The following is a 22231-nucleotide window of genomic DNA, read 5'->3' as shown; positions in this document are numbered from 1 at the left end:
CCGGCGGTGTGCCGGGCCCCTCGGTGCGAACGCGTCGCCTCAGGCGGTCACCGCGTCGCGCGCCTTCTTGATCGCCTTCGGCTGGGTGGGGGTACGCGGCGCGTCCGCGCGCAGCGCGATCATCTGCTCGCCGATCTCCTGGAGCTGCTTACGGCCCAACGCCTCGCGGACCTTGGGGAACCACTCCTCCTCTTCCTCCTCGACGTGGTGCGTGACGTTCTCGATCAGCACCGTCGTCTTGGCGGTGAAGCGCTCGTCCTTGGCGTCCATGCTGGCCAGTTCGAGGCAGAGCAGGTCGGCCACGTGGTGCTCCTCGTACGACTCGAGGATGTCGTCCTCCAGGTCGGGCAGGAGCCGGCGGACCTCCGGGTACATCACCTCGTTCTCCAGGTAGGTGTGCACCGTCAGGGCCTCCAGGATCTGGTCCACCAGCTTCTGCCGCTGGCTCGCCGGTCCCTCCTCGGCATCCTGGAAGGCCTTGAACAGACGGCGCATCTCCTTGTGGTCCTCTTTGAGCAGGACGATGGCATCGGTCGACACCGGTGTGCCCCCTTGTTCGGTAGCTCGGCTGGTGTCGATCCGGTACCCCGAGCCGGAGTGGGGAAACAGGCGAATCCGGCTCACCTCGCCTGGTCAGACGGTGGCCAGGGTGCGCGGGATCTCGTCGAGCAGTTCCCGGGCCAGAAAACCGATCCGGCCGTACCGCGGAATCAGCCGCTGGCCGCTCACGGCGTGCGCGAACGCACCCCAGCAGGCGGCCTGCGCCGGGTCGGCGCCCCGGGACAGGAGCCCGGCCAGCAGCCCGGCGAGCACGTCCCCACTGCCGGACGTGCCGAGGCCGGCGTCGCCGCTCTCCTCCCGCCAGCCACGCCCGTCCGGGGCGGCCACGTGCCCGTAGAGCGAGACCACCGCCTCGTACCGTCGCGCCAGCTCGGCGGCCTCGGCGCTCAGTTCGTCGCCCGGGTCACGGCCGAGCAGGTGGCCGGCCTCGGTGACGTTGGGGGTGAGCACCACCGGGCGGCCGGAGCCGACCAGCAGCTTCGGCTCGTGGCTGAGCGCGCCCAGGGCGTACGCGTCCAGGACCAGCGGGGTCTGCGGCCCGGTCGCCTCCAGGACGAGGTCGAGCAGCCGGCCGGTCTCGTCGATGCCGGTCAACCCCGGACCCAGGGCCACCACGTCGGCCGCGCCGGCCAACTCGCGGAGCTGGCCGGCCCGATCGGCGGCGACCGTGCCGTCGGACGTCTCCGGCAGTCCCACCACGAGCGCCTCGGGCACCTGGATGCTCAGCGTGGCGGCGGTCGACTCGGCCAGGGCGAGCTGCAGGACCCCGGCGCCGGCGCGTAGCGCGGCCACTCCGGCGAGCAGGACCGCCCCGGGGGTGAAGCGGGAGCCGCCGATCACCAGCACGGTGCCCCGGCTCTCCTTGCCCCCGGCCGGCACCGGCAGCGCCCAGTCCCGCAGCAGCGCCGGCGTGATCACCTTCACCTCAGACCGGTTCGGCATGGATCTCGTCCTCCCTGGTCGCCTCGGCGCCCTGCCGGTGCAGGTGGCCGACCTCGTTGAAACCGCCCAGCCGCAGGCGGCCCTGCTCGTCCGCGGACCAGTCGGTGACCGAGCAGTTGGCGATCACGTGTTCGCGGGTCAGCGCCATCAGCTCCGGCTCGGTCAATCCCTCGATGAGGTAGCGCAGCAGGAAGACCAGCGCGTCGTGGCCGAACAGCAGCACCCGCTGGCCCTCGTGGTCGCGGCGCAGGTCACCGAGGAGCGTCCGCAGGCGCAGCGCCACGTCGGTCCAGGCCTCACCCCCGGGCGGCCGGTAGTAGAACTTGCCCAGCCGGTCACGCCGCTTCGCCTCGTCGGGAAAACGCTGGCGCACCCCGTGCCCGGTCAGGCCGTCGAGGATGCCCAGCTCCCGGTCGCGCAGCCGCTCGTCGCGGCTCACCGGAATCCCGGTGCCGCGCAGCGCCAGCTTCGCCGTGGACACCGCCCGCAGGTACGGCGACACCACCGCGACGTCGGGTCGCCGGTCCTCGGGCAGCCCCGCGAGCCAGCGGCCGGTCGCCCGCGCCTGCTCCTCGCCGGTGTCCGAGAGCGGTACGTCGGCGTCGCGGTGGCTCAGGGCGATCACGTCCGCGCCGGTCTCCTCGGCCCGGGTGGCCGCCACGTTCGCGGTGCTCTCCCCGTGCCGGATGATCCAGAGCGTCGACAGTTCCGCCATGCCGACCCCGGTACCCGGGCTCGGCACGGGGTAACCGTGCCGGCGCCGGGCCGGGTGTCGACTCAGCCGCGCCGTTGCAGCAGGGCCACGGTCAGCCCGGTCACGTGCGTGACGCGGACCACCTCGTACCGTTCGGCGAGTGCGGCGGACTGCTTCTTCGGCAGGCCGGCCAGCGGCGCGTCGGTGACCGTCGGCAACAGCACCCACAGTCGCGGCTCGTCCCGCAGGCAGCGGGCCGGAGTCGGGCAGTCCGCGCCGAACAGCTCGTCGCGCTGGGCCGCCGACCGCTGCTGGAAGACGTTGCGCGGCGAGATGTCGGCGGGAAGGTAGTAGCGCACACCGGGCTCGTGCATCCACCACCACGGGCCACCCGCGACCAGGCCGTCGCCGGGCTGGTAGCCGGCCTCGATGACCCGAGCCGCCTGCGAGTAGGACAGCGGCGCGAACGCGCGCTTCTGCGGGTACGTGTACCAGCCGTGCGAGTACTCCCCGCGCAGCGCGAGCTGACCGGGCACGCTCAGGGCGGCCAGCGCCACCACTGCCACCGCGACCAGCGGCGCGCGGCGCAGCGCGGCGGCGGCGCCTCCGGCGAGCACCGCCCACGCCGGCACGAGGAAGAGCAGGTACTTGGAGAAGAAGTAGTTGATGTCGCCGGTGGAGGCCACCAGGATCACCGGCAGCGGCAGCGCGGCGATCACCGCGGCGGCGGCCGTCCGCGCGGCCACGTCGCGGCGCAGGTGGGTCAGCACCCCGACCACGGCCAGCGCGGTGATCGCGGCGGCGAGCAGCACCGACCCGAAGACCTGTTCCCAGACCGTCCACGGCGCGCTGTCCGGGATCCAGCTGATCTGCCGTCCCGCCTGCTTCATGCCGCGCAGGACCACCGGGGCGGCGATCCCCACCCCGGCGGCGGTGGCGAGCACGAACCAGGCCAGCGACCACCAGCGGCGCTCCCGCCAGGCGTGGATCAGGACGGCGACACCGTGCCCGAGCAGCAGCGTGAGCGCCACCACGTTCACCAGGCCGATGCCGGCCACGGCGAGCGCGTACGCGATCCAGCGCAGCCACCCCGGGCGCTGCAACGCCCGGAGCAGGAACAGCGTGGCCGCCGCCGCGGCCAGGACCACGAAGGCGTACGACCGGGTCTCCTGCCCGAAGCGGGTGACGGTGGGCACGAGGGCGAAGACGAAGCCGGCGGCGACACCCGCCGTCCGGTCGAAGATCCGACGTCCGACCAGCGCCACGCACGTGGTCGCCAGGACCATCGCCAGCGCCGACGGCAGCCGTACGACGGCCGCGTCGGTGCCGAACAGGCTCGTCCAGCCGTGCATGAAGAGGTAGTACGCCCCGTGTACGGCGTCGACGTTCGCCAGCATCCCCAGGATCTGCCCGGTCGAGCGGGTCGCCACGTCGACGGTGACCAACTCGTCGTGCCACATCTCCGGGCTGCCGAGACGCCAGCCGACCGCGAGGGCCGCGAACGCCGTGGGCCAGAACCAGACACTGAGCACGAGTCGGCGGGCGAGGGGGAGTCGCCGTCCCTCCGACTCGGTGGCGGGCGGGGGCGGCCCCGCGTCGGTGGGCGCGGGAGGCGCGTCCGTGGTGACGGCGCGGTCTGGCATCGGCGTCCGATCGGGGGGCGAGCGGGGAGTGGGCGCGACGATGATAGCCGTCGGCGTGGTCGCCGGAGGACCCGTCGTCCGGTCACCGCCGGTGGTGGCGACGGCGAGCCCCGGGGCCGGATCGCCGGTACTGGATTCGGACGCCGTGCCTGATAATGTGGCCCGCGCCCGTCGCGCACGTCCACCACGCAGAGTAAGGCCCGGGGAACCGATGATTGTCGACATCATGTTGCCGTACTACGGGAGTGTGCCCCTCATGCAGGCGGCGGTGCGCAGCGTGATGGCACAGAGTGATCCGGGTTGGCGTCTGACCGTGGTCGACGACGGCACCGAGCCGGGCGTGCCGGAGTGGTTCGCGCAGATCTCCGACGAGCGGGTCCGCTACCAGCGCAACGAGCGCAACCTCGGCATCACCAACAACTACCGCAAGTGCGTCGGCCTCGCCGAGCACGAGTACCTGGTGATGATGGGCACGGACGACATCATGCACCCCAACTACGTCGCGACCGTGCGATCGGTGATCGAGCAGTACCCGGGCGTCGGTATGGTGCAGCCGGGAGTCGAGATCATCGACGCCGACGGCACGGTGGTCAACACCATCGTCGACGAGGCCAAGCGTCGGCTCTACGCCCCGCGCGTGGAGTCCCGGACGCTGATGGGTGGCGAGGACCTGGCGGCCAGCCTGCTGCGCGGCTGCTGGTTCTACTTCCCGTCGATCTGCTGGCGGACGGACGCCCTCAAGGCCGTCGACTTCCGCGAGGAGTTCCAGGTCATCCAGGACCTCGCGCTGGTGATCGACCTGATCCAGCGCGGCGAGCAGATGGCGATCGACAACACCCTGTGCTTCCAGTACCGGCGACACGCGGTGAGCAAGTCCGCCGCCGACGCGATCACCGGCACCCGGTTCACCGAGGCGCGGGCGTACTTCGTCCAGGTCGCCCGGCGGATGGACGAGCAGGGCTGGCCCCGGGCGGCACGGGCGGCCCGCCGCTACATGTCGTCCCGGCTGCACGCCATCACGCTGCTGCCGACGGCTGTGCTCGCCGGCCGGATGACCGGTGTGAAGAGCCTGTCGCGGCACGCGTTCGGGCCGGGCCGATGAGCGACCACAGCCAGGGAGAAGCCATGATCGTCGAGCAGCGGCAGCCGGCGCCGGAGGGCGACGGGCGGCGGGTGGTGGTGCTCGGCGGCACCGGCTTCCTGGGCCGTCCGATCTGCCGGGCGCTGGCCGACGCGGGGCACACCGTCATCGCCGTCGCCCGTACGCCGCGCGACATCGGGCCGGGCGTCGCCGTCCGTGCTCTGGACCTCGCCGCAGCCGACGTGGACGAGATCACCGCCCTGCTGCGCGACCTCGAACCGGACGTGGTCGTCAACTCCGCGGGCGGCATGTGGGGGCTCAACGACGCGCAGATGCTCGCCGTCAACGTGACCCTGGTCGAGCGCCTCATCGAGGCCGCCGGCCGGCTGCCCGGACGGGTCCGGGTGGTCCAGCTGGGCAGCGTGCACGAGTACGGGCTGGTGCCGGTCGACACGTCGATGGCCGAAGGGCTCCGGCCCGCGCCGGTGATGCCGTACGGCGAGTTCAAGCTCCGCTGCACCACCGCGGTCGCCGAGGCCGACCGGGCGGGCCTGATCGAGGGCGTGACGCTGCGGGTCGGCAACGTGATCGGCGCCGGCCAGCCCGGGCACAGCCTGCTCGGGGTGGTCGCGGGTCGGCTGCGCGACGCCCAGCGCGCCGGCGAGCGGGCCCGGCTGGAGCTGGCTCCGCTGGGCTCGCGGCGGGACTTCGTGGGCCTGAGCGACGTGGTGGCCGCCGTGCTGCTGGCCACGACCCGACCCGCGGCGGCCGGCCACGTGATCAACATCGGTCGCGGAGTCGCCGCCAGCGCCCGTGATATGGTCCAGCTCCTCATCGACGTCAGTGAGGTGCCGACCGATCTGGTCGAGGCCGAGCACACCGGCCCGGCCGAGACGAGCTGGCAGCGGCTGGACGTCGGGCTCGCCGCCGAGGTGCTCGGCTGGTCGCCGGGCGACGATCTGCACACCGAAATGAAGCAGTTGTGGGAGCACGCCGGCGCCGAGGTGCCCGCCTGATGGTCGAGAGGTCCTGACCGCATGACTACCCCCGCCCTCGTCCGCTCCCGTGGCACGCTCGCCGACCTGCTCTCCGGCCGCAGCAACGGCATCGGGCTCATCCGGCTCTGCCTCGCGGTCGGCGTGGTGTTGTCGCACTCCAAGCCGCTCGGCTTCGGCGCCAACGACCTCGGCTACCACCTGACCGGCCGGCAGACCAACGTCGGCACCATGGCGGTGTACGGCTTCTTCGTGCTCTCCGGCCTGCTGATCACCCGCAGCGCCCGGCGTACCGGCATCATCCGCTACGCCTGGCACCGCGCGCTGCGCATCTTCCCCGGCCTCTGGGTGTGCCTGCTGATCACCGCGCTGGTGGTGGCCCCGCTGGTGGCCCTGCGCGAGCACGGGACCACGGCCGGCTTCTTCGAGAACGCCTGGGACCGGGGCGGCCCGCTGGCCTACCTACAGGCCAACTGGTGGACCGGTGTCCGTCAGTACGGCATTCAGGACCTGCTCAAGGCGACCACCCCGTGGGGTGAGAAGAGCGGCTCCAGCGTCTTCAACGGCGCCCTGTGGTCACTCAAGTACGAGATGTTCTGCTACGTCGTGGTGGGTGTCCTGGCCATCACCGCGGTGCTGCGCAACGCCCGCCGGTTCGTGCTGTTCCTGACCGTCGCGCTCTACCTGAGCATCCTGCAGGACTGGGTGAGCTCCGGGCAGTTCAGCGGGCCGGCGTCCACGGCGAGCTGGTCGTTCGACTCGCCCCTGGTGGGCGTGATGAGCTTCCACTACATCGTCTACCTGGGCTTCCTGTTCGCGTTCGGCGCGACCCTGGACCTCTACCGGGAGCGGGTGCCGATCAACGACGCGCTGGGCATCGGCTCGGCCGTGGCGCTGGGACTGTCCCTGCTCTTCGGCGGGTTCTTCGCCATCGGGCTGCCGGCGTTCGCGTACCTGCTGGTGTGGCTGTCGGTGCGGATGCCCCGCCAGCTGCACTGGGTGGGCCGTAAGAACGACTACTCGTACGGCATCTACATCTACGGGTTCGTCGGCCAGCAGGTGATGGCGAGTCTGGGTTGGAGCCGCTGGGGGTACGTCCCGTTCGCCGCGATGTCGCTCGCGGTCGCCTTCGTCGCCGCGTTCGTCTCGTGGAAGCTCGTCGAGCGCCCGGCGCTGCGATTGAAGGACTGGACGCCGGGCTTCGTGGCCCGCCGGTCGGCGCAGACGCTACCGGTCGAGCAGCAGACCGCCGTGGCCGAGGAGCCGCCCGGGACGACGCAGCCGGCGTCGGTCGGCGGCCCGACCGAGGAACTGCCGCAGCAGCACGCCACGCTGGTCACCGGCCGGTAGCCCACCGGGTCCGCCCCCACGTCGTACCCTCGGGGGCATGGCCACGGCGGCGGAGGAGATCCGGGTGGGGGAGCGGCTGGTCCGCGTCTCCAGCCCCGACAAGCCGTACTTCCCGGAACGTGGGCTGACCAAGCTGGACGTGGTCCGCTACTTCCTGGCGGTCGGCGACGGGATCCTGCGGGCGCTGCGCGACCGGCCGACCATGTTGGAACGCTGGCCGCGCGGCGTCTTCGAGGGCGCGACGATCGCGACCCGGCAGACCAACCGCGGCGACGCGTTCTACCAGAAGCGGCTGCCGGCGGGCGCGCCCGAGTGGGTGCGCACCGCGCACATCACGTTCCCGAGCGGCCGGACGGCCGACGAGGTCGCGCCGAGCGAGCTGGCCGTGGTGATCTGGGCGGCCAACCTGGGCACCCTGCGGTTCCATCCGTGGCCGGTCTCCGCCCGCGACGTGGAGCGCCCCGACCAGTTGCGCATCGACCTCGACCCGCTGCCGGGCGTCGGCTTCGAGCAGGTGGTGCCGGTGGCCCGGGAGGTACGCGCGTTCCTCGCCGAGCTGGGCATGACGGGCTACCCGAAGACGACCGGCGGGCGGGGCCTGCACGTGTACCTGTCGATCGAGCCGCGGTGGAGTTTCGGCGAGTGCCGCCGGGCGGTGCTCGCGCTGGGACGGGAGATGCAGCGTCGGCTGCCGGACCTGGTCACCACCACCTGGTGGCGGGACCAGCGGGACCGGCCGGTCTTCGTCGACTACAACCAGATGTCCCGCGACCACACCATGGCGTCGGCGTACTCGATCCGGCCGACGCCGCAGGCGTTGGTGTCGGCGCCGTTGGACTGGGCGGAGCTGGACGACGCCCGTCCGGAGGACTTCGATGTGCTCACCATGCCGGCCCGGTTCGCCGAGCGCGGCGACCCGCACGCCGGCCTGGACGGCGACCGGCACTCGCTGGAGCCGTTGCTGGAACTGGCCGACCGCGAAGGCCTGGAGGCCCCGCCTGAGGTGTAAGGAAGGGCCCCTTATTAGACACCAGGCGGTAATAGGGGGCCCTTCCTTACACCTCAGGCCCACGGGCTCTGCGTGCCCTCGAACTCCTCGAAGACCAGCCACGACCGCGTCGACAGCACCCCGGAGATGCGCTGCACCCGGTCGAGTACGACGTCCCGCAGGGCGGCGTTGTCCGGCGCCCGGACCAGGGCCAGCACGTCGTGCTCGCCGCTGAGCAGTGCGACGTGCTCGACGTAGCGCACCTGGGCCAGCTCGGCCGACACCTCCCGCCAGGTGTTCTGCTCGATCGTCAACGCCATGTACGCCGAGGTGCCCAGACCGGCCGCCTCCGGCGCGACCTGTGCCCGGAACCCCGTGATCACGCCGTCGCGCACCAGGCGCTCGACCCGGGCGTACGCGTTGGTGCGCGAGATGTGGATCCGTTCGGCCAGCGTGCGCACCGACGTACGCCCGTCGCGGACCAGTTCGTCCACGATCCGCCGGTCGACCTCGTCCAAGGCTCGGGCCGATCGTCCCGCTCCGGCCGCCCGGCCCACCCCGTCTTCGGTCTCCTGGCTCACCGATCTGCCTCCCGCATGCCAGACGTCCCGCCTTCTTCGTGGATCTTGAGTCAATCATCCGTCAGGCGGAAGCATAGGCTCACCACACGTCCCAGGAGGTCCCGCCGTGACGACCACACCCCAGGCGGTCCGCAGGGCATCCCCGCGCGCCCGTCGGACGGTCACCCCGCCCGACCCGGCGCGTTCGCTGCTGCCGGACGCCGAACCGGTCCGCCTGCTCGACGAGACCGGCACGCCGCTGCCGGCCCGCACCGACTACCCGGAGCCGCCCGTCGAGGCGCTGCGGGAGCTGTACCGCCGGATGGTGCTCGGCCGCCGGTTCGACACCCAGGCGACCGCGCTGACCAAGCAGGGCCGCCTCGCCGTCTACCCGTCGTCCCGGGGCCAGGAGGCGTGCCAGGTGGCCGCCACGCTCGCCGTCCGCGACACCGACTGGGTGTTCCCCACCTACCGCGAATCGATGGCGCTGGTTGCCCGAGGCATCGATCCGGTCGAGGTTCTCACCCTGCTGCGCGGCGACTGGCACTGCGGCTACGACCCGACCCGGGTGCACACCGCGCCGCAGTGCACCCCGCTCGCCACCCAGTGCGTGCACGCCGCCGGCCTCGCCCACGGTGAGGCGTACCAGGGCCGCGACACCGTGGCGCTGGCCTTCATCGGCGACGGGGCGACCAGCGAGGGCGACTTCCACGAGGGCGTCAACTTCGCCGCCGTGTTCAAAGCCCCGGTCGTCTACTTCGTGCAGAACAACAGGTACGCCATCAGCGTCCCGCTGTCCCGGCAGACCGCCGCGCCCTCCTTGGCGTACAAGGGCGTCGGCTACGGCGTACCCAGTGAGCAGGTCGACGGCAACGACCCGGTCGCCGTGCTCGCCGTGCTGACCCGCGCGGTCGCGCACGCCCGCGCCGGCAACGGGCCGTTCCTGGTGGAGGCGCACACCTACCGGATGGAGCCGCACACCAACGCCGACGACGCCAGCCGCTACCGCGACGGCGCGGAGGTCGACGCCTGGCGGGACCGCGACCCGGTCGCCCGCCTCCAGGCCTACCTGCGCGCCCGTGGGGTGCTCGACGACGCGGCGGTCGCCGAGATCGCCGAGCAGGCCGAGGCGTACGCGGCGGACCTGCGGACCCGGATGAACAGCCAGCCCACGGTCGACCCGCTGAGCCTGTTCGACCACGTCTACGCCGAGCCCACCCCGCAGCTCGTCGAGCAGCGCGAACTCATCCGCGCCGAGCTGGCCGCCGTGCACGACCAGGAGGGTGACGCCTGATGGCCACCACCATGGCGAAGGCCCTCAACACCGCCCTCGCCGACGCGCTCGCCGCCGACGAGAAGGTCGTCGTCTTCGGCGAGGACGTCGGGCAGCTCGGCGGCGTCTTCCGGATCACCGACGGCCTCCAGGCACGCTTCGGCGAATCCCGCTGCTTCGACACGCCCCTGGCCGAGGCCGGCATCGTCGGCTTCGCCGTCGGCCTCGCCATGTCCGGGCTGCGGCCGGTCGTCGAGATGCAGTTCGACGCGTTCGCGTACCCGGCGTTCGAGCAGATCGCCTCGCACGTGGCGAAGCTGCGCAACCGCACCCGGGGGGCGCTCAGCGTGCCCATCGTCATCCGGGTGCCGTACGCGGGCGGGATCGGCGGGGTCGAGCACCACTGCGACTCGTCCGAGGCGTACTACGCGCACACGCCCGGCCTCAAAGTCGTCACCCCGGCGACCGTCGACGACGCGTACTCCCTGCTGCGGGAGGCGATCGACGACCCCGACCCGGTGGTCTTCATGGAGCCCAAGAAGCTCTACTTCGCCAGCGCCGACGCGGCCCTGCCGACGCGGACCGAGCCGTTCGGCCGGGCCGTCGTGCGCCGGCCCGGCCGCGACGCGACCCTGGTGGCGTACGGACCGGCGGTGCCGGTCGCTCTGGAGGCCGCCGAGGCCGCGCGCGAGGAGGGCTGGGACCTGGAGGTCGTGGACGTGCGCACCATCGTGCCGTTCGACGACGCCACCATCACCGCCTCGGTCCGGCGCACCGGTCGGTGCGTCGTCATCCAGGAGGCGCCCGGCTTCGCGGGCGTCGGCGCGGAGATTGCCGCCCGGGTGCAGGAGCGCTGCTTCCACGCGCTGCACGCTCCCGTGCTGCGGGTGGCCGGGCTGGACATCCCGTACCCGGCGCCGATGCTGGAACACACCCACCTGCCCGGCGTGGACCGCGTCCTCGACGCGGTCGCCCGCCTGCAGTGGGACGACCAGCCCGACGCGCGCTGGGCGGCGGCATGACCACCGTCGAGCGGACCCAGGTCTTCCTCCTGCCCGACCTGGGCGAGGGGCTGAGCGAGGCCGAGATCGTCGAGTGGCGGGTCGCCGTCGGTGACGTCGTCGAGGTGGACCAGAGCGTGGTCGAGGTGGAGACCGCCAAGGCGGTCGTCGACGTGCCCTGCCCGTACGCCGGACGGGTCGTGACCCTGCACGGCGCGGCCGGCGAGGTCCGCCCGGTCGGCCAGCCGTTGATCACCATCGCGCCGCTGGACGGCGACGGTGGCGAGCCCGCCGGGCACGCCACCTACCGCGAGGAGGAGCGGGCCGGCTCCGGCAACGTCCTGATCGGGTACGGGACGGGCCACGGCGGCGCGACCCGCCGTCGCCGCCGGCCGCGCCTGACCCTCGCCCCCGACCCGACCGACGCCGCGCCGACCGCCCCCGGCCCGACCGGCGTTGGCGCGACCGGCGCGGGCTCGGCTGCCGCCGGTCCGGCCGCCATTGGCTCGGCCGCCATTGGCTCGGCCGCCACGGGCTCGGCCGGTACCGGCGCGGTCGGGGTCGACCGGCCCGGCGCGATTCCGGCCTCGCACTCCGCTGCCGCCGAGGGCGGCGCGACGGTTGGTGCCCAGTCGCCGAGTGCCCTGGTCATCTCGCCGATCGTCCGTCGGCTGGCCCGCGAGCGCGGCGTCGACCTGAGCGCGGTGCGGGGCACCGGACCCGGCGGGGTGATCCGCCGCGCCGACGTGGAGGCGGCCTCGACCGCGCCCCGGCTCGCCGCCGTGCCGGAGCCCCACGTCGCCCTGGCCCCGACCGGGGACGGCGACGTGGTCATCCCGCTCACCGGCATCCGCAAGGTCATCGCCGACAAGCTCTCCCGCAGCCGGCGGGAGATCCCCGAGGTGACCATCTGGGTCGACGTGGACGCCACCGGGCTGCTGGAGACCCGTGCGGCCATCAACGCGGCGACGCCCGACGCCCCGGTGAGCATCCTGGCCCTGCTGGCCCGGATCTGCCTCAGCGGCCTGCGCCGGTACCCGCAGCTCAACGCCCGTGTCGACACCGAGGGCCAGCGGATCGTCCAGTCCGCCGGCGTGCACCTGGGTATCGCCGCGCAGACGGACCGGGGCCTGCTGGTGCCGGTGCTGCGGGACGCCCAGCGGCTCACCACGGCCGAACTGGCCGCCGCGCTGGCGGAGACCACGGCCGCGGCGCGGGCCGGGACGCTCGCGCCGGCCCGGCTCACCGGCGGCACCTTCACCCTCAACAACTACGGGGTGTTCGGCGTGGACGGCTCCACGCCGATCATCAACCACCCCGAGGCGGCGCTCCTCGGCGTGGGGCGGATCGTGGACAAGCCATGGGTGGTCGACGGGCAGTTGGCCGTCCGCAAGGTCACCCAGTTGAGCCTCACCTTCGACCACCGGGTCTGTGACGGCGGGGTGGCCGGTGGCTTCCTGCGACACGTCGCCGACTGCGTGGAGCGCCCGGCGCTGCTGATCGCCGCCGTCTGACGCGTACCCCCTGAGGCCCCGACGCCGCTTGCGCGGCGTCGGGGCCGGCGCGCGGCCTGGGGTTTCCCGGCCGTGTCACCGGGAAGTCGGCCCCGCCGGTACGCGCCGGACGCGTCGAAGGGAGCCGACAGGTGGCCGTGGCGAACGAGCTGCTACTCAACTCGATCCGCGTGCGGCGGCCTGCGGCGGCCGGCGCGCCGCTCTACTGCGACGCCCGGGAGTACGGCCTGACCGGTGACGGCGCGACCAACGACCAGCCGGCGCTGGCCGCCCTCGTGGACCGCCTCGGTGCGGGGTACGCCTCGGACGGCCGGGCCCGCGTCATCTACTGCCCGCCCGGCATCTACTCGATCCGCGACGCCGGAACGGTGTGGCGCAGCGGCGTCTCGCTGGTCGGCGCCGGTCCGGCGGCGACCCGGTTCATGCTCAGCAACGAGGGCAACCGCGCCGACCCGACCCCACTGGCCTTCTGGACCACCGTGCAGCACGGCGCCGACCGGGACCGCCACATCGCCGACTGCACCTTCGCCGACTTCCAGATCGACGGCTCGGGCGTCGCGATGGCCGAGTACAACTACCTCGCCAAGGGGCTGGGCCTGCAGTACGTGGTGCGCGGCGTGTTCCGCAACCTCTACATCCACCACACCGCCGCCACCGGGCTGGGCTGCGACTTCCTACAGGACTCGCTGATCGACGGCGTGGTCGTGGTCGGCTGCGGCCGACTGGACAACGGCGAGCAGATCGGCGGCGCCGGGATCGGCGTGGGCATCGGCGGGTGGGGGCCGATGGAACGCCTCACCATCGCCAACTGCACCACCCTCGCCAACGGCACCAACGGGATCTTCCTCGAACTGCAGAAGGACTACTGGACTCCGCCGCGCGGTTACCGCATCGTCGGCTGCCACAGCCAGGGCAACCGGTTCGGCATCTCCGACTGGGGCGCCGACGGTCTCATCGTCTCCGCCTGCACGATGGCCGGCAACCTGGAGGCCGGCTTCGACATCTCCGCCCAGGGCACCGCCGCGGTGGCCGGGCGCGGCGGGCTGGTCGCCGACTGCGTCATCGACGGCAACATCCGCGACGGGGTCAGCCTCGGCAACACCCCAGGCCCGTACACCATCCGGGGCAACCGGATCAGCGGCAACGGTCAGCACGGCTACCACGCGCACGACCTCGGGCGGGGCTACCAGGGCCCGATGCGGGACGTGGTGATCGAGAGCAACGACTTCTGGGGCAACGGGCTGGACGCCATCCGGATCGACCACCAGATGACCGACGCGGTGTTGCTCAACAACCGGATCCGCAACAACGGCCGACAGTACGCGCAGGCCGCCAGCGGTAGCGGCGAGACCGTCCGCTACGCCGAACGGTCCGTGGTGGACCGGTCCGCGAACTGGCCGCGCGACGGTCACCGCGGCAAGGTCCTGCGGGTGGGGCGGGCCGTGGCCATGGTCGCCGCGAACACCGGCGACGAACTCGTCCTGGCGCCGGTCCGGCCCGACGGCATCAGCGCGTGGAGTGGGGACGTACCGCCGCCGGGCTGCGGGTACGAGCTGTCCGCGGCGCCCGAGCGGCGGGCCGGCATCACCATCGACGCGGCGTTCGACTCGGCCACCATCCGCGGCAACCGGATCTGGGACAACCACGAGGACCGGACCCAGACCCACGGCCTGTGGATCACCGGGCGGGGAAGCTGCGTGGACTGCCGGGTCGAGGACAACGACCTGGCCGGCAACGCCGACGACGGGATGCGCCTGGACACCCCGCCGGTGGGCGGACGCTGGCGCGATAACCACGTCGACAACGACTGGAGCTGACCGGCGCTCGCGTCGACCGGATCAAGGTGACCTCCGGCTGGCAGGCCCCGGGCCGCGACGCGAGGCGGCGGCGACCGGAAGAAACTCCGGTCGCCGCCGCCGCTGTCGGTACGGGTTCGTGCTGGTGTCGCGGCCCGTCAGCCGGCCAGGCCGGCCACCGGTGTCGGATCGAGCACGACCGTCGCCGAGGCCGTCTGCGGCGGCACGCCGGGCTCCGTCGGCGCGTCGGTGTACTCCGCGACGAACACCGCGGTCAGGTTGTCCGCGCCGCTGTGCCCACCGTCGAGGAAGGTGGGGATGGTGCCGGAGCAGCCGGTCGCGGTGGAGAGCGGGTGCCCGTGCTCATCGTGGCCGAGCACGTAGGTGACCTTCACCCGCGAGCAGTCCACCGGCAGGTCGTCGGTGACCTTGACCTCGTACGCGACCGTCTGCCCGAACTGGAAGGGCTGCCCGGCCACCGGGGCGACGAACTCGATGACCGGCGCGGTCGGCCCGACCACCAACGGCAGGGTCGCCGAGGCCGAGCGTCCGGTGCGGTCCGTCACCTTGAGCGTCGGCGTGTACGAGCCGTTCTCCTGGAACGTCCACGTCGGATTGGGGTTGGTGCTGTCCACCGAGCCGTCCGCGTCGAAGTCCCACGCGTAGCTCAGCTTGTCGCCGTCCGGGTCGGTGGTGCCGGCGCTGGAGAACGCCACGGTCAGCGGGGCCTGCCCGACGGTCGGCGTACCGCTGATCTTCGGGATCGGCGTCCGGTTGCCCCGGACGAAGTCGATCCGCGACAACTGCGCGTCCGGGTTCTCGGCGAAGTACCCGTCGCCGTACTCCAGAACGTAGAGCGCGCCGTCCGGACCGAACTCCATGTCCATCGGGTTGTCCACCACGATCGACGGCGCCACCGGCCGGATGTCCGTGACGTCGCCGTCGGCGTCGAGGCGGAACTCCTTGATGTAGTCCCGGGTCCACTCGTAGAACAGCGGCACCCCGTCGTAGTACGCCGGCCAGCGGGTACGCGACGTGCTGGTCCCGTCGTAGTCGTACGCCGGGCCGCCCATCGGGGCGATGCCACCTGTGCCGAGCTGCGGGAACTCGGCCGAGGTGGCCGCCGAATACCAGACCTGCGGGGCCTCGACCGGCGGCAGCACCCGCTTGCCGGTGTTGTGCGGTGAGTCGTTGACCGGGCGCGCGCAGTTGAACTTCGGACCGGACTCGCCGGTGGCGAAGTCGTAGTCGCGGTAGGCGATGGTCCGCGTCACGCAGTACGGCCAGCCGTAGTTCGCCGGCTTGTCGACCACCATCCACCGGCCGTGTCCGGCCGGCCCGCGCTGCGGGTTCGCCGTGGAGGCGTCGGGGGAGTAGTCGCCCACGTACACGTCGTCGGTGCGCCGGTCGACGACGAACCGGAACGCGTTGCGCAGCCCCATCGCGTAGATCTCCGGTCGGGTCTGCGCGGTGCCCGGCTTGAACAGGTTGCCCGCCGGCACCGTGTACCCGCCACCGGCCTTCACCTTGATGCGCAGGAGCTTGCCGCGCAGGTCGTTGGTGTTGGCCGCGGTGCGCTGGGCATCGTACGCCGGGTTCCGGTCGGCCCGCTCGTCGATCGGGACGTAGCCGTCGGAGGCGAACGGGTTGGTGTCGTCACCCGTCGACAGGTACAGGTTGCCCTTGCTGTCGAAGTCGACCTGACCGCCGACATGGCAGCAGATGCCCCGGTCGGTCGGCACGTCGATGATCTGCTGCTCGCTGGCGAGGTTGAGTTTCATCCCCTCCAGCTTGAACCGGGACAGCCGCAGCGCGCCCTTGAACCGCTGCCAGTCGGCCTCGGTGCCGGTCTCCGGCGCGTCTCCCTCGTTGACACCCGGGGTGGCCGGGTCGTCCACCGGAGTGTCCATCGGCGGCGAGTAGTACAGGTACACCCACTTGTTCTGGGCGAAGTTCGGGTCGATCGCGATGCCCTGCAGCCCCTCCTCGTCGTGCTGGTACACGTCGATGTCGGCGGCGAGGGTGTTGAGCCCGGTGCGCGGGTCGTGGATGCGTACCTCGCCGGTCCGGGAGGTGTGCAGCACCCGCAGGTCGGGCAGGACGGCGAGGCTCATCGGCTCGCCCGGGAAGTCGTTGAGCGTCACCTTCTGGAAGCTGCTGTCCGGTGGCGGAGCCGGCGCGGCGGTCGCCGCCGTCGTCGGCGCGACCAGCCCGGCGGTCACCAGGAGCAGGGCGGACGCGAATGCGGTTCTGTTCATCAAATAGCCCTTCACGGTGCTCAGTACCGGAGCGAGGCGAGATAGTCGAAGCCGACCCGGGCGGTCTCGAGGGCGTCGGCCGGCACCCGCGGCGAGGTGCCCGCGTCGTCGCGCTCCACGATGTACTCCTCGATGCCCGCCTCGCGCTCGTGGGCGAAGATGCGACCGAAGTCGATGACGCCGTTGCCGAGATCGGCGAAGCCACCCTCGACGTCCAGGTCCTTGACGTGCACCTGACGGATTCGCCCGCGGTTCTCCCGGATCACGTCGACCGGGTCGTGTGCTCCCCGCCAGGTCCAGTAGAGGTCCAGCTCGAAGTGGACCAGCCGGGGATCGGTCTGCCCGGTGAGGATCTCGAAGCCGGTCGACCCGTCGGTCAGCGGCACGAACTCCAGTTGGTGGTTGTGGTAGCCGAAGTCGAGGCCCGCACGCTCGGCGAGCCGGCCGGCCTGGTTGAGGTCCCGGGCCAGGGCGCGGTAGATGGCCGGGTCCCGGTACGGGCGGCCCTCGGCGTCCCTACCGAAGTACGGGTGCACGATCTTGCTGGAGCCCAGCGTGTTCGCGTCGGCGAGGGCGCGTTCCCAGGTGGCGGCGTCGAACGGCTGGGGGATACCGGTGTGCCCGGAGGTGGCCCGCAACCCGGCGGCGTCGAGCGCGGCGCGGAACTCCGCGGCCGTACGCCCGACGAAGCCGGCGTGCTCCACCCGCCGGTAGCCGATGCGACGCAGGGCGGCGAGGGTGCCCGGCAGGTCGGCGGCGAGTTGGTCGCGCAGGGTGTAGAGCTGGATGCTGATGCGGTCCACCGGCACCCGACGCCGGCCGTGGGACTGACCCGCGGCGGCGGTGTCACCGGCAGGCGCCGCGTTGGCCGGGCCGGCGAAAAGCCCGGCAGCGCCGACAGCGGCGGCGGAGACGGTCGCGGCGCGGAGCAACCCTCGCCGACTGACCGACTCGGACGCCCCGATCGACTCCGAGCGGTTGGCCTGGTGATCCATGGTGGTGGTTCCTTCCTGACGGATGGCGTGCCGTCGGCAGCGGTCAACCGGCTGCCCGTACCGGGACGCGCCGAACCGGCCGGAGATGTGCTCCGGCGTGGACGGTGTGGACGACGCGTTGTTCCGCGGTCGGGGACCCTGTGGGCGGACCGCGGCCGACCCCGGCAGGGGCGGCAGGCAGGCTGATCGACGAATGGGCAACCCTCTATCTGGAAAGCGACCCTACCCTTGACTATGGACAAAGGCAAAGCTCCCTCGCGATCAGCAGAAGTTTCGCTCCACCTGACAAAAGTCCGCCCACCAGGTGCGGGACCGCGGGAGGCGCGGGGCCTTGCCTCTTGTCACGCCCGGCCCGCCGCCGCGCGCCCCGCAACTGCCTTGTGTGCCCCGCGCCCGCGCCTGCCACGTGCGCCGTGATCTTGAGACCTATGAGGCGGACCCTCGTCCCTCGCGCAGGGTCGATCGCTGCTCGTGGGGTCGAGGGCGCGCCAAGATCCACGCAACATCGGGGATCTTGCTGCCTCCCGCGCGTCGGAGGCAGCAACATCGGGGAAACTGCGCGGATCTTGCCCAGCCCAGTCCAGTCCAGCCCAGCCCGGCCCCGGCCCGGGCCGGGCCCGGCCCGGCCCGGCTGAGCCCAGCCCGGCCGGTCCTGTGCTTGCTGCGTCAGTCGTGCACCTAGGGCGATAGGTGCGGGAGTGGCGGCGGCGTGGTCGGACGGGACGTTGCGGGTCGGCGGGCGTGCGGACGGCCGGAGACTACCCACAACCGGCAGAGGTGCGCTTTCTCGGCAAGCGGCTCAGCGGCGGAAAATGCGTCGATAAATGCGCTCGCGATTATCTCCGAATGCCCTGAATGCTCCTGTCGAGGCGGCCAGAATATGAGCGAGGGAAGCCGAAAACGGGGGGACTGAACATGACGTCTAGGCGGCGATTGACGCTGTTGGCGGTAACTGTCGCGGCCGCACCGCTCATGTTGGGCGGGTGCACGATCGGTGGGGATCCGGCGGCCGGGCCGGCCAAGCGGCACGCCGCGCCGCCGGAACTCACCGTCACGCCGGGCGACAAGACCCGCGAGATCCCGGTCAGCGCCGAGGTCGGCACGGTGGTCAAGGGCGGACGGGTCACCGCCGTCCGACTCACCGACGACAAGGGCACGCAGGTCAAGGCGGAGCCACGTGAGGACGGCTCGGGTTGGGTGCCGAGCAAGCCGCTGCAGCCTCGGCGCACGTACACCGCGGAGGTGACGGCCACCGGCGACTCGGGCGCGACGACCACGCGGACCACCACGTTCACCACGATGGCCACGTCCACGAAGCCGCAGGTGACCAGCACGCTCTATTTCGTCGGCAACCGGACGTACGGTACTGCCATGCCGGTAACGGTGGCGTTCGACCCGGCAATTCCGAAAGAGGCCAGGGCGGATGTGCAGCGCCGGTTGTTCGTGAAGACGAATCCGCCGCAGCCGGGCACCTGGTCGTGGCTGGACGACGGGAGTCAGGTCTATTACCGGGCACCCGATTTCTGGCAACCGGGGACGACGATCAGCGTCCGGGCCGGCCTCCAGGGCCTGCCGATCGGCAAGAAGTTGATGGGGGACGCCGAGCGGACCGCGACGTCGAAGATCGGCAAGCAGGTCTCCTTGGAGATCGACAACGCCACGAAGCAGATGTCGGTGCTGCGCGACGGCAAGCTGGTCCGCCGGATCCCGGTCAGCCTGGGCAAGCCGAGCACGCCGAGTTCCAGCGGCAAGATGGTGATCATGGAGAAGCACGAGCGGACCACCTTCGACACCCGGGGCGAGCCGAACGGCGGCTACGTGGTCGACGTCGACGACGCCCAGCGGCTCACCTGGGGCGGCGAGTTCATCCACTCGGCCCCCTGGTCGGAGGGCGAGCAGGGCTACACCAACACCTCGCACGGCTGCGCGAACGTGTCGGCCACGGCCGCGGACTGGCTGATGGGCGTGACCCAGGTCGGCGACCTGGTCACCGTCAAGGGCACCGAGGTCGAGTTGCAGCCCGGCAACGGCTGGACGGCGTGGAACGTGAGCTGGGACGAGTTCGTCAAGGGCAGCGCGCTACCGGTACCTCCGGGGCTCAAGCCCGCGCCGGCCGCCCCGGCGCACCCGGGCGCGGTCGCCGGTGGGTCGCCGGCCCCGGCGCCCTCGGTGAGCGGCCGCTGACACCCGCCCTCCGGGCCGGTCCACCCACGCGGTGGGCCGGCCCGTCCGCCTTCGCGGGGGGCGGGACACCCGCCGTCGGGGCCGGCCGCCGCCCGGGGGCGTGGGGCGCGGGCCAGGCTCTTCACCCCAGGGGTACGCGGGCCACACCGGATCCGGTCAGGCTGCCCAACCACAGGTGGTCGCCGTGCTGTCGTACCCCGGTGATCATTGAGTAGTGCCCGGTCGGGCCGTGCAGCGTACGACGGACCGTGCCCTCGCCGTCGACGAGCGCGACCAGCCCGTAGCGGCGTGGCTGCGGCTGCATGGCGTCGGGCAGCAGCGCGGCGAGCTGGCGCAGCCGGGGGTGCGGCAGCAGCCGTTCGGCGATGGGCACGCGGGGGCTGGGCAGGGCGATCCAGTACGTCCCGTCGCCCACGGCGCAGAGATTGTCCGGGTACGCGGGCAGGTCGGCGAGCACCCGCACCCCGCCGCCCAGCTCGACGCGGAGCAGCCGGTGGGTGGTCGTCTCCACCAGCATCAACGCCGACTCGTCGGGCGTCAGGGCGATGCCGTTCGGGAAGTACAGCCCCTCGGCCACGACCTCGGTACGCCCACTGCCCGGGTGGTGGGCCAGCACCCGGCCGTTGGGGCGGTGCTCCAGCAGGTCCCGTTTCCAGTGCGAGACCGGGAAGCGGTCCGACGAGTCGGTGAAGTAGACGGTGCCGTCGCGGGCCACCGTCGCGTTGTTGGCCAGGTGCACGGGCGGCGCCGTCCCGGTCAGCTCGCGGACCGTTCCGTCCGGCGTGACCCGCAGCAGCCCCCGGTACGCGTCGCAGACGACCAGAGCCTCCCCGGACGGGTCCAGCTCGATCCCGAGCGGTCGGCCGCCGGTCTCGGCCAGGAGCCGTCCTCGGGTGCCGGCCGGCGCGTCGACCGGCCACCACCAGAGATTGCCGTCCTCGTCGCCGCTCACGACCCGACCGGCCGGGTCGACGAGCACGTCCTCGGGCCCGACGGCCCCCTCGGGAAGGGGCAGGAGGTCGACCTGGTCGAGGCGGCGATCGGTGGCCGCCCACACGCCGCGAAGCGGAGGCGGGACGGTGGCCGGTTCGCGGACGGGCCGGATCAACCGTGGCGGCCGGGGTCGGGGGATCACCATCGGCTCATTCTCCAACGCCGATGTGGGTCGTCCCGGATCCGGCGCGCCACCTGGCCGTTCGGCCGACCCCGAGGCCCTGACCTCCATCCTCGGGCGGATGAGGGGAAGCCTGGGGGATGACCCTGGACGTACCCGGAATCACTCCCCGGACGGGCGAAACTGTCGGTGGTGGGGGCTAGATTTCAGGGCATGGAAGAGCGCAGCGACCGGATCGACGTGCAGGTCAGCGTGGGTGACCAGGTGGTCCAGGTGCGGGTGACCGGTGAGGTCGACATCGCCACCGTGGCCGCGTTCCGGTCCGCGCTGTGGTCCGCGCCGGCGCGTCCCGTCGTCCAGCTCGATCTGTCCGGGCTCCGGTTGCTCTCCGCCGCCGGGGTGCGAGCCCTGCTGGCCGCGCATCTGCGTGTCCGGGCGCGGGGCGGCGAGCTGGTCGTGGTCGATCCGACGCCGACGGTGGCCCGCGTGTTGCGCGCCACCGGCCTGCACCGGGTGGTGCCGATCCTCGAGCCCGCCCGGGTGGTCGAGGCCGCCCGTCGGGGGACGCCGGCCGACCTGGTCGTGCCCGTCCGCCGTCCACCGGCCGCGTCCGGTGACCTGGTGCTGGCGGCCTGACTCTCACGTGGCCGAGGGCCGCTGAGGTGTCGAGGTGCGGCGCCGCCTGACTGGACATGCCGCGACCGACGGCCGGGGACGCTGAGGTGCTGCGGAGCGACGCCGACCTTCTGCCGCCGGGCCTGACGTGCGAAGGGGCCGCCCGGCGTCGAGCCGGACGACCCCCACGCCGTGTCGGTCAGCGCACGCCGAGCAGGTCGACGATGAAGATCAGCGTCTCGCCCGGCTTGATGACGCCAGCGGCACCGCAGTCGCCGTACCCCAGGTGCGGCGGGATGGTGAGACGCCGCCGGCCGCCGACGCGCATGCCGGCCACGCCCTGGTCCCAGCCGGCGATGACCTGACCGCCGCCGAGCGGGAACTCGAACGCCTCGCCCCGGTTCCACGACGAGTCGAACTCGCCGCCCGTGGAGTGCGACACGCCGACGTAGTGGACGCTCACCAACTGGCCGGGCTCGGCCTGCGGGCCGTCGCCGACGGTGATGTCCTCGATCACGAGGTCGGCCGGCGGCGCACCCTCGATCGGGCCCACCTCGGGCTTGCCCGATCGGGCGCCTGCTGCCTGGTTCATGCGGGATCTCCTGCCGTGTTGCGGTGATGTGTCCGGTCACCGTCGATCCTGCCGGATCGCCGACGGCCGATGCAC

General features: G+C 72.4%; 19 protein-coding genes. 10 read left to right on the top strand and 9 right to left on the bottom strand.

Annotated elements, in window-relative coordinates; genetic code table 11:
- Positions 1–39: 39 nt before the first annotated feature.
- The 4 genes from ABZ272_RS26640 to ABZ272_RS26625 all read right to left on the bottom strand — a co-directional run bounded on the left by ABZ272_RS26640 (position 40) and on the right by ABZ272_RS26625 (position 3840).
- A complete protein-coding gene (locus tag ABZ272_RS26640; RefSeq protein ID WP_355052653.1) occupies positions 40–540 on the bottom strand; it encodes a hemerythrin domain-containing protein in 501 nt (166 codons plus the stop codon).
- Positions 541–633: 93 nt separating this feature from the next.
- The gene (locus ABZ272_RS26635; protein ID WP_355052652.1) at positions 634–1503 is read right to left on the bottom strand and encodes an NAD(P)H-hydrate dehydratase; all 870 of its coding nucleotides are present in this window, start codon (positions 1501–1503) and stop codon (positions 634–636) included.
- Positions 1487–2218 carry a histidine phosphatase family protein gene (locus ABZ272_RS26630; protein ID WP_355052701.1) on the bottom strand — a complete coding sequence of 244 codons (732 nt, stop codon included), beginning with the start codon at positions 2216–2218 and terminating at the stop codon, positions 1487–1489. Before ABZ272_RS26630 ends, ABZ272_RS26635 begins: the two co-directional genes overlap by 17 nt.
- A gap of 62 nt (positions 2219–2280) precedes the next feature.
- The gene (locus ABZ272_RS26625; protein ID WP_355052651.1) at positions 2281–3840 is read right to left on the bottom strand and encodes a glycosyltransferase family 39 protein; all 1560 of its coding nucleotides are present in this window, start codon (positions 3838–3840) and stop codon (positions 2281–2283) included.
- A gap of 211 nt (positions 3841–4051) precedes the next feature.
- On the opposite strand from ABZ272_RS26625, the gene ABZ272_RS26620 reads away from it, so the two are divergent.
- The 4 genes from ABZ272_RS26620 to ABZ272_RS26605 are packed head-to-tail and all read left to right on the top strand — an operon-like array spanning position 4052 to position 8275.
- Entirely contained in the window at positions 4052–4942 is an 891-nt protein-coding gene (locus ABZ272_RS26620; RefSeq protein WP_355052650.1) for a glycosyltransferase, read from the top strand.
- A 23-nt stretch (positions 4943–4965) separates the two neighbouring features.
- Complete coding sequence (locus ABZ272_RS26615; RefSeq protein ID WP_355052649.1) at positions 4966–5937, top strand: NAD(P)-dependent oxidoreductase; 972 nt, start codon at positions 4966–4968, stop codon at positions 5935–5937.
- A 21-nt stretch (positions 5938–5958) separates the two neighbouring features.
- Positions 5959–7266, top strand: coding sequence for an acyltransferase (locus ABZ272_RS26610; protein WP_355052648.1), 1308 nt, complete (start codon positions 5959–5961; stop codon positions 7264–7266).
- Positions 7267–7303: 37 nt separating this feature from the next.
- On the top strand, positions 7304–8275 hold the full coding sequence (locus tag ABZ272_RS26605) for a DNA primase small subunit domain-containing protein (protein WP_355052647.1): 972 nt from the start codon (positions 7304–7306) through the stop codon (positions 8273–8275).
- Between the two features lie 53 nt (positions 8276–8328).
- On the opposite strand, the gene ABZ272_RS26600 is transcribed toward ABZ272_RS26605, so the two are convergent.
- Complete coding sequence (locus tag ABZ272_RS26600) at positions 8329–8811, bottom strand: Lrp/AsnC family transcriptional regulator (RefSeq protein WP_355052700.1); 483 nt, start codon at positions 8809–8811, stop codon at positions 8329–8331.
- A 97-nt stretch (positions 8812–8908) separates the two neighbouring features.
- Between ABZ272_RS26600 and pdhA the strand changes: the two genes are divergently transcribed.
- The 4 genes from pdhA (at position 8909) to ABZ272_RS26580 (ending at position 14419) form a co-directional block, all read left to right on the top strand.
- Entirely contained in the window at positions 8909–10108 is a 1200-nt protein-coding gene (pdhA, locus tag ABZ272_RS26595; protein ID WP_355052699.1) for a pyruvate dehydrogenase (acetyl-transferring) E1 component subunit alpha, read from the top strand.
- Positions 10105–11109 carry an alpha-ketoacid dehydrogenase subunit beta gene (locus ABZ272_RS26590; RefSeq protein ID WP_355052698.1) on the top strand — a complete coding sequence of 335 codons (1005 nt, stop codon included), beginning with the start codon at positions 10105–10107 and terminating at the stop codon, positions 11107–11109. Before pdhA ends, ABZ272_RS26590 begins: the two co-directional genes overlap by 4 nt.
- Positions 11106–12602, top strand: a complete 1497-nt coding sequence (locus ABZ272_RS26585) for a dihydrolipoamide acetyltransferase family protein (RefSeq protein WP_355052646.1) — start codon at positions 11106–11108, stop codon at positions 12600–12602. Before ABZ272_RS26590 ends, ABZ272_RS26585 begins: the two co-directional genes overlap by 4 nt.
- Before the next feature lie 137 nt (positions 12603–12739).
- A complete protein-coding gene (locus tag ABZ272_RS26580) occupies positions 12740–14419 on the top strand; it encodes a right-handed parallel beta-helix repeat-containing protein (protein ID WP_355052697.1) in 1680 nt (559 codons plus the stop codon).
- A gap of 137 nt (positions 14420–14556) precedes the next feature.
- Here ABZ272_RS26580 and ABZ272_RS26575 read toward each other — a convergent pair whose 3' ends face one another.
- Positions 14557–16656: a PQQ-dependent sugar dehydrogenase gene (locus ABZ272_RS26575; RefSeq protein ID WP_355052645.1), complete on the bottom strand. Its 2100-nt coding sequence runs from the start codon at positions 16654–16656 to the stop codon at positions 14557–14559.
- Positions 16657–16676: 20 nt separating this feature from the next.
- Complete coding sequence (locus tag ABZ272_RS26570) at positions 16677–17651, bottom strand: sugar phosphate isomerase/epimerase (RefSeq protein WP_355052644.1); 975 nt, start codon at positions 17649–17651, stop codon at positions 16677–16679.
- A 915-nt stretch (positions 17652–18566) separates the two neighbouring features.
- On the opposite strand from ABZ272_RS26570, the gene ABZ272_RS26565 reads away from it, so the two are divergent.
- The gene (locus ABZ272_RS26565; RefSeq protein WP_355052643.1) at positions 18567–19835 is read left to right on the top strand and encodes an Ig-like domain-containing protein; all 1269 of its coding nucleotides are present in this window, start codon (positions 18567–18569) and stop codon (positions 19833–19835) included.
- A 121-nt stretch (positions 19836–19956) separates the two neighbouring features.
- Here ABZ272_RS26565 and ABZ272_RS26560 read toward each other — a convergent pair whose 3' ends face one another.
- Positions 19957–20973 carry an SMP-30/gluconolactonase/LRE family protein gene (locus ABZ272_RS26560; protein WP_355052642.1) on the bottom strand — a complete coding sequence of 339 codons (1017 nt, stop codon included), beginning with the start codon at positions 20971–20973 and terminating at the stop codon, positions 19957–19959.
- Between the two features lie 189 nt (positions 20974–21162).
- Between ABZ272_RS26560 and ABZ272_RS26555 the strand changes: the two genes are divergently transcribed.
- Positions 21163–21585 carry an STAS domain-containing protein gene (locus ABZ272_RS26555; RefSeq protein WP_355052641.1) on the top strand — a complete coding sequence of 141 codons (423 nt, stop codon included), beginning with the start codon at positions 21163–21165 and terminating at the stop codon, positions 21583–21585.
- Positions 21586–21763: 178 nt separating this feature from the next.
- Here ABZ272_RS26555 and ABZ272_RS26550 read toward each other — a convergent pair whose 3' ends face one another.
- Positions 21764–22156, bottom strand: coding sequence for an FKBP-type peptidyl-prolyl cis-trans isomerase (locus ABZ272_RS26550; protein WP_355052640.1), 393 nt, complete (start codon positions 22154–22156; stop codon positions 21764–21766).
- Positions 22157–22231 lie beyond the last annotated feature (75 nt).

The sequence above is a fragment of the Micromonospora sp. NPDC005979 genome, assembly GCF_040614415.1.
Lineage (GTDB): Bacteria > Actinomycetota > Actinomycetes > Mycobacteriales > Micromonosporaceae > Micromonospora.
The sequence above is the reverse complement of the archived record's forward strand: the minus strand, read 5'-3'. Positions and strand labels throughout refer to the sequence as shown.

What these genes read in the sequence shown, in the direction of transcription:
- ABZ272_RS26635 (WP_355052652.1), bottom strand. Translation starts at nt 1,503, where the DNA reads ATGCCGAACCGGTCTGAGGTGAAGGTGATCACGCCGGCGCTGCTGCGG.
- ABZ272_RS26630 (WP_355052701.1), bottom strand. Translation starts at nt 2,218, where the DNA reads ATGGCGGAACTGTCGACGCTCTGGATCATCCGGCACGGGGAGAGCACC.
- ABZ272_RS26625 (WP_355052651.1), bottom strand. Translation starts at nt 3,840, where the DNA reads ATGCCAGACCGCGCCGTCACCACGGACGCGCCTCCCGCGCCCACCGAC.
- ABZ272_RS26620 (WP_355052650.1), top strand. Translation starts at nt 4,052, where the DNA reads ATGATTGTCGACATCATGTTGCCGTACTACGGGAGTGTGCCCCTCATG.
- ABZ272_RS26615 (WP_355052649.1), top strand. Translation starts at nt 4,966, where the DNA reads ATGATCGTCGAGCAGCGGCAGCCGGCGCCGGAGGGCGACGGGCGGCGG.
- ABZ272_RS26610 (WP_355052648.1), top strand. Translation starts at nt 5,959, where the DNA reads ATGACTACCCCCGCCCTCGTCCGCTCCCGTGGCACGCTCGCCGACCTG.
- ABZ272_RS26605 (WP_355052647.1), top strand. Translation starts at nt 7,304, where the DNA reads ATGGCCACGGCGGCGGAGGAGATCCGGGTGGGGGAGCGGCTGGTCCGC.
- ABZ272_RS26585 (WP_355052646.1), top strand. Translation starts at nt 11,106, where the DNA reads ATGACCACCGTCGAGCGGACCCAGGTCTTCCTCCTGCCCGACCTGGGC.
- ABZ272_RS26575 (WP_355052645.1), bottom strand. Translation starts at nt 16,656, where the DNA reads ATGAACAGAACCGCATTCGCGTCCGCCCTGCTCCTGGTGACCGCCGGG.
- ABZ272_RS26570 (WP_355052644.1), bottom strand. Translation starts at nt 17,651, where the DNA reads ATGGATCACCAGGCCAACCGCTCGGAGTCGATCGGGGCGTCCGAGTCG.
- ABZ272_RS26565 (WP_355052643.1), top strand. Translation starts at nt 18,567, where the DNA reads ATGACGTCTAGGCGGCGATTGACGCTGTTGGCGGTAACTGTCGCGGCC.
- ABZ272_RS26560 (WP_355052642.1), bottom strand. Translation starts at nt 20,973, where the DNA reads ATGGTGATCCCCCGACCCCGGCCGCCACGGTTGATCCGGCCCGTCCGC.
- ABZ272_RS26555 (WP_355052641.1), top strand. Translation starts at nt 21,163, where the DNA reads ATGGAAGAGCGCAGCGACCGGATCGACGTGCAGGTCAGCGTGGGTGAC.
- ABZ272_RS26550 (WP_355052640.1), bottom strand. Translation starts at nt 22,156, where the DNA reads ATGAACCAGGCAGCAGGCGCCCGATCGGGCAAGCCCGAGGTGGGCCCG.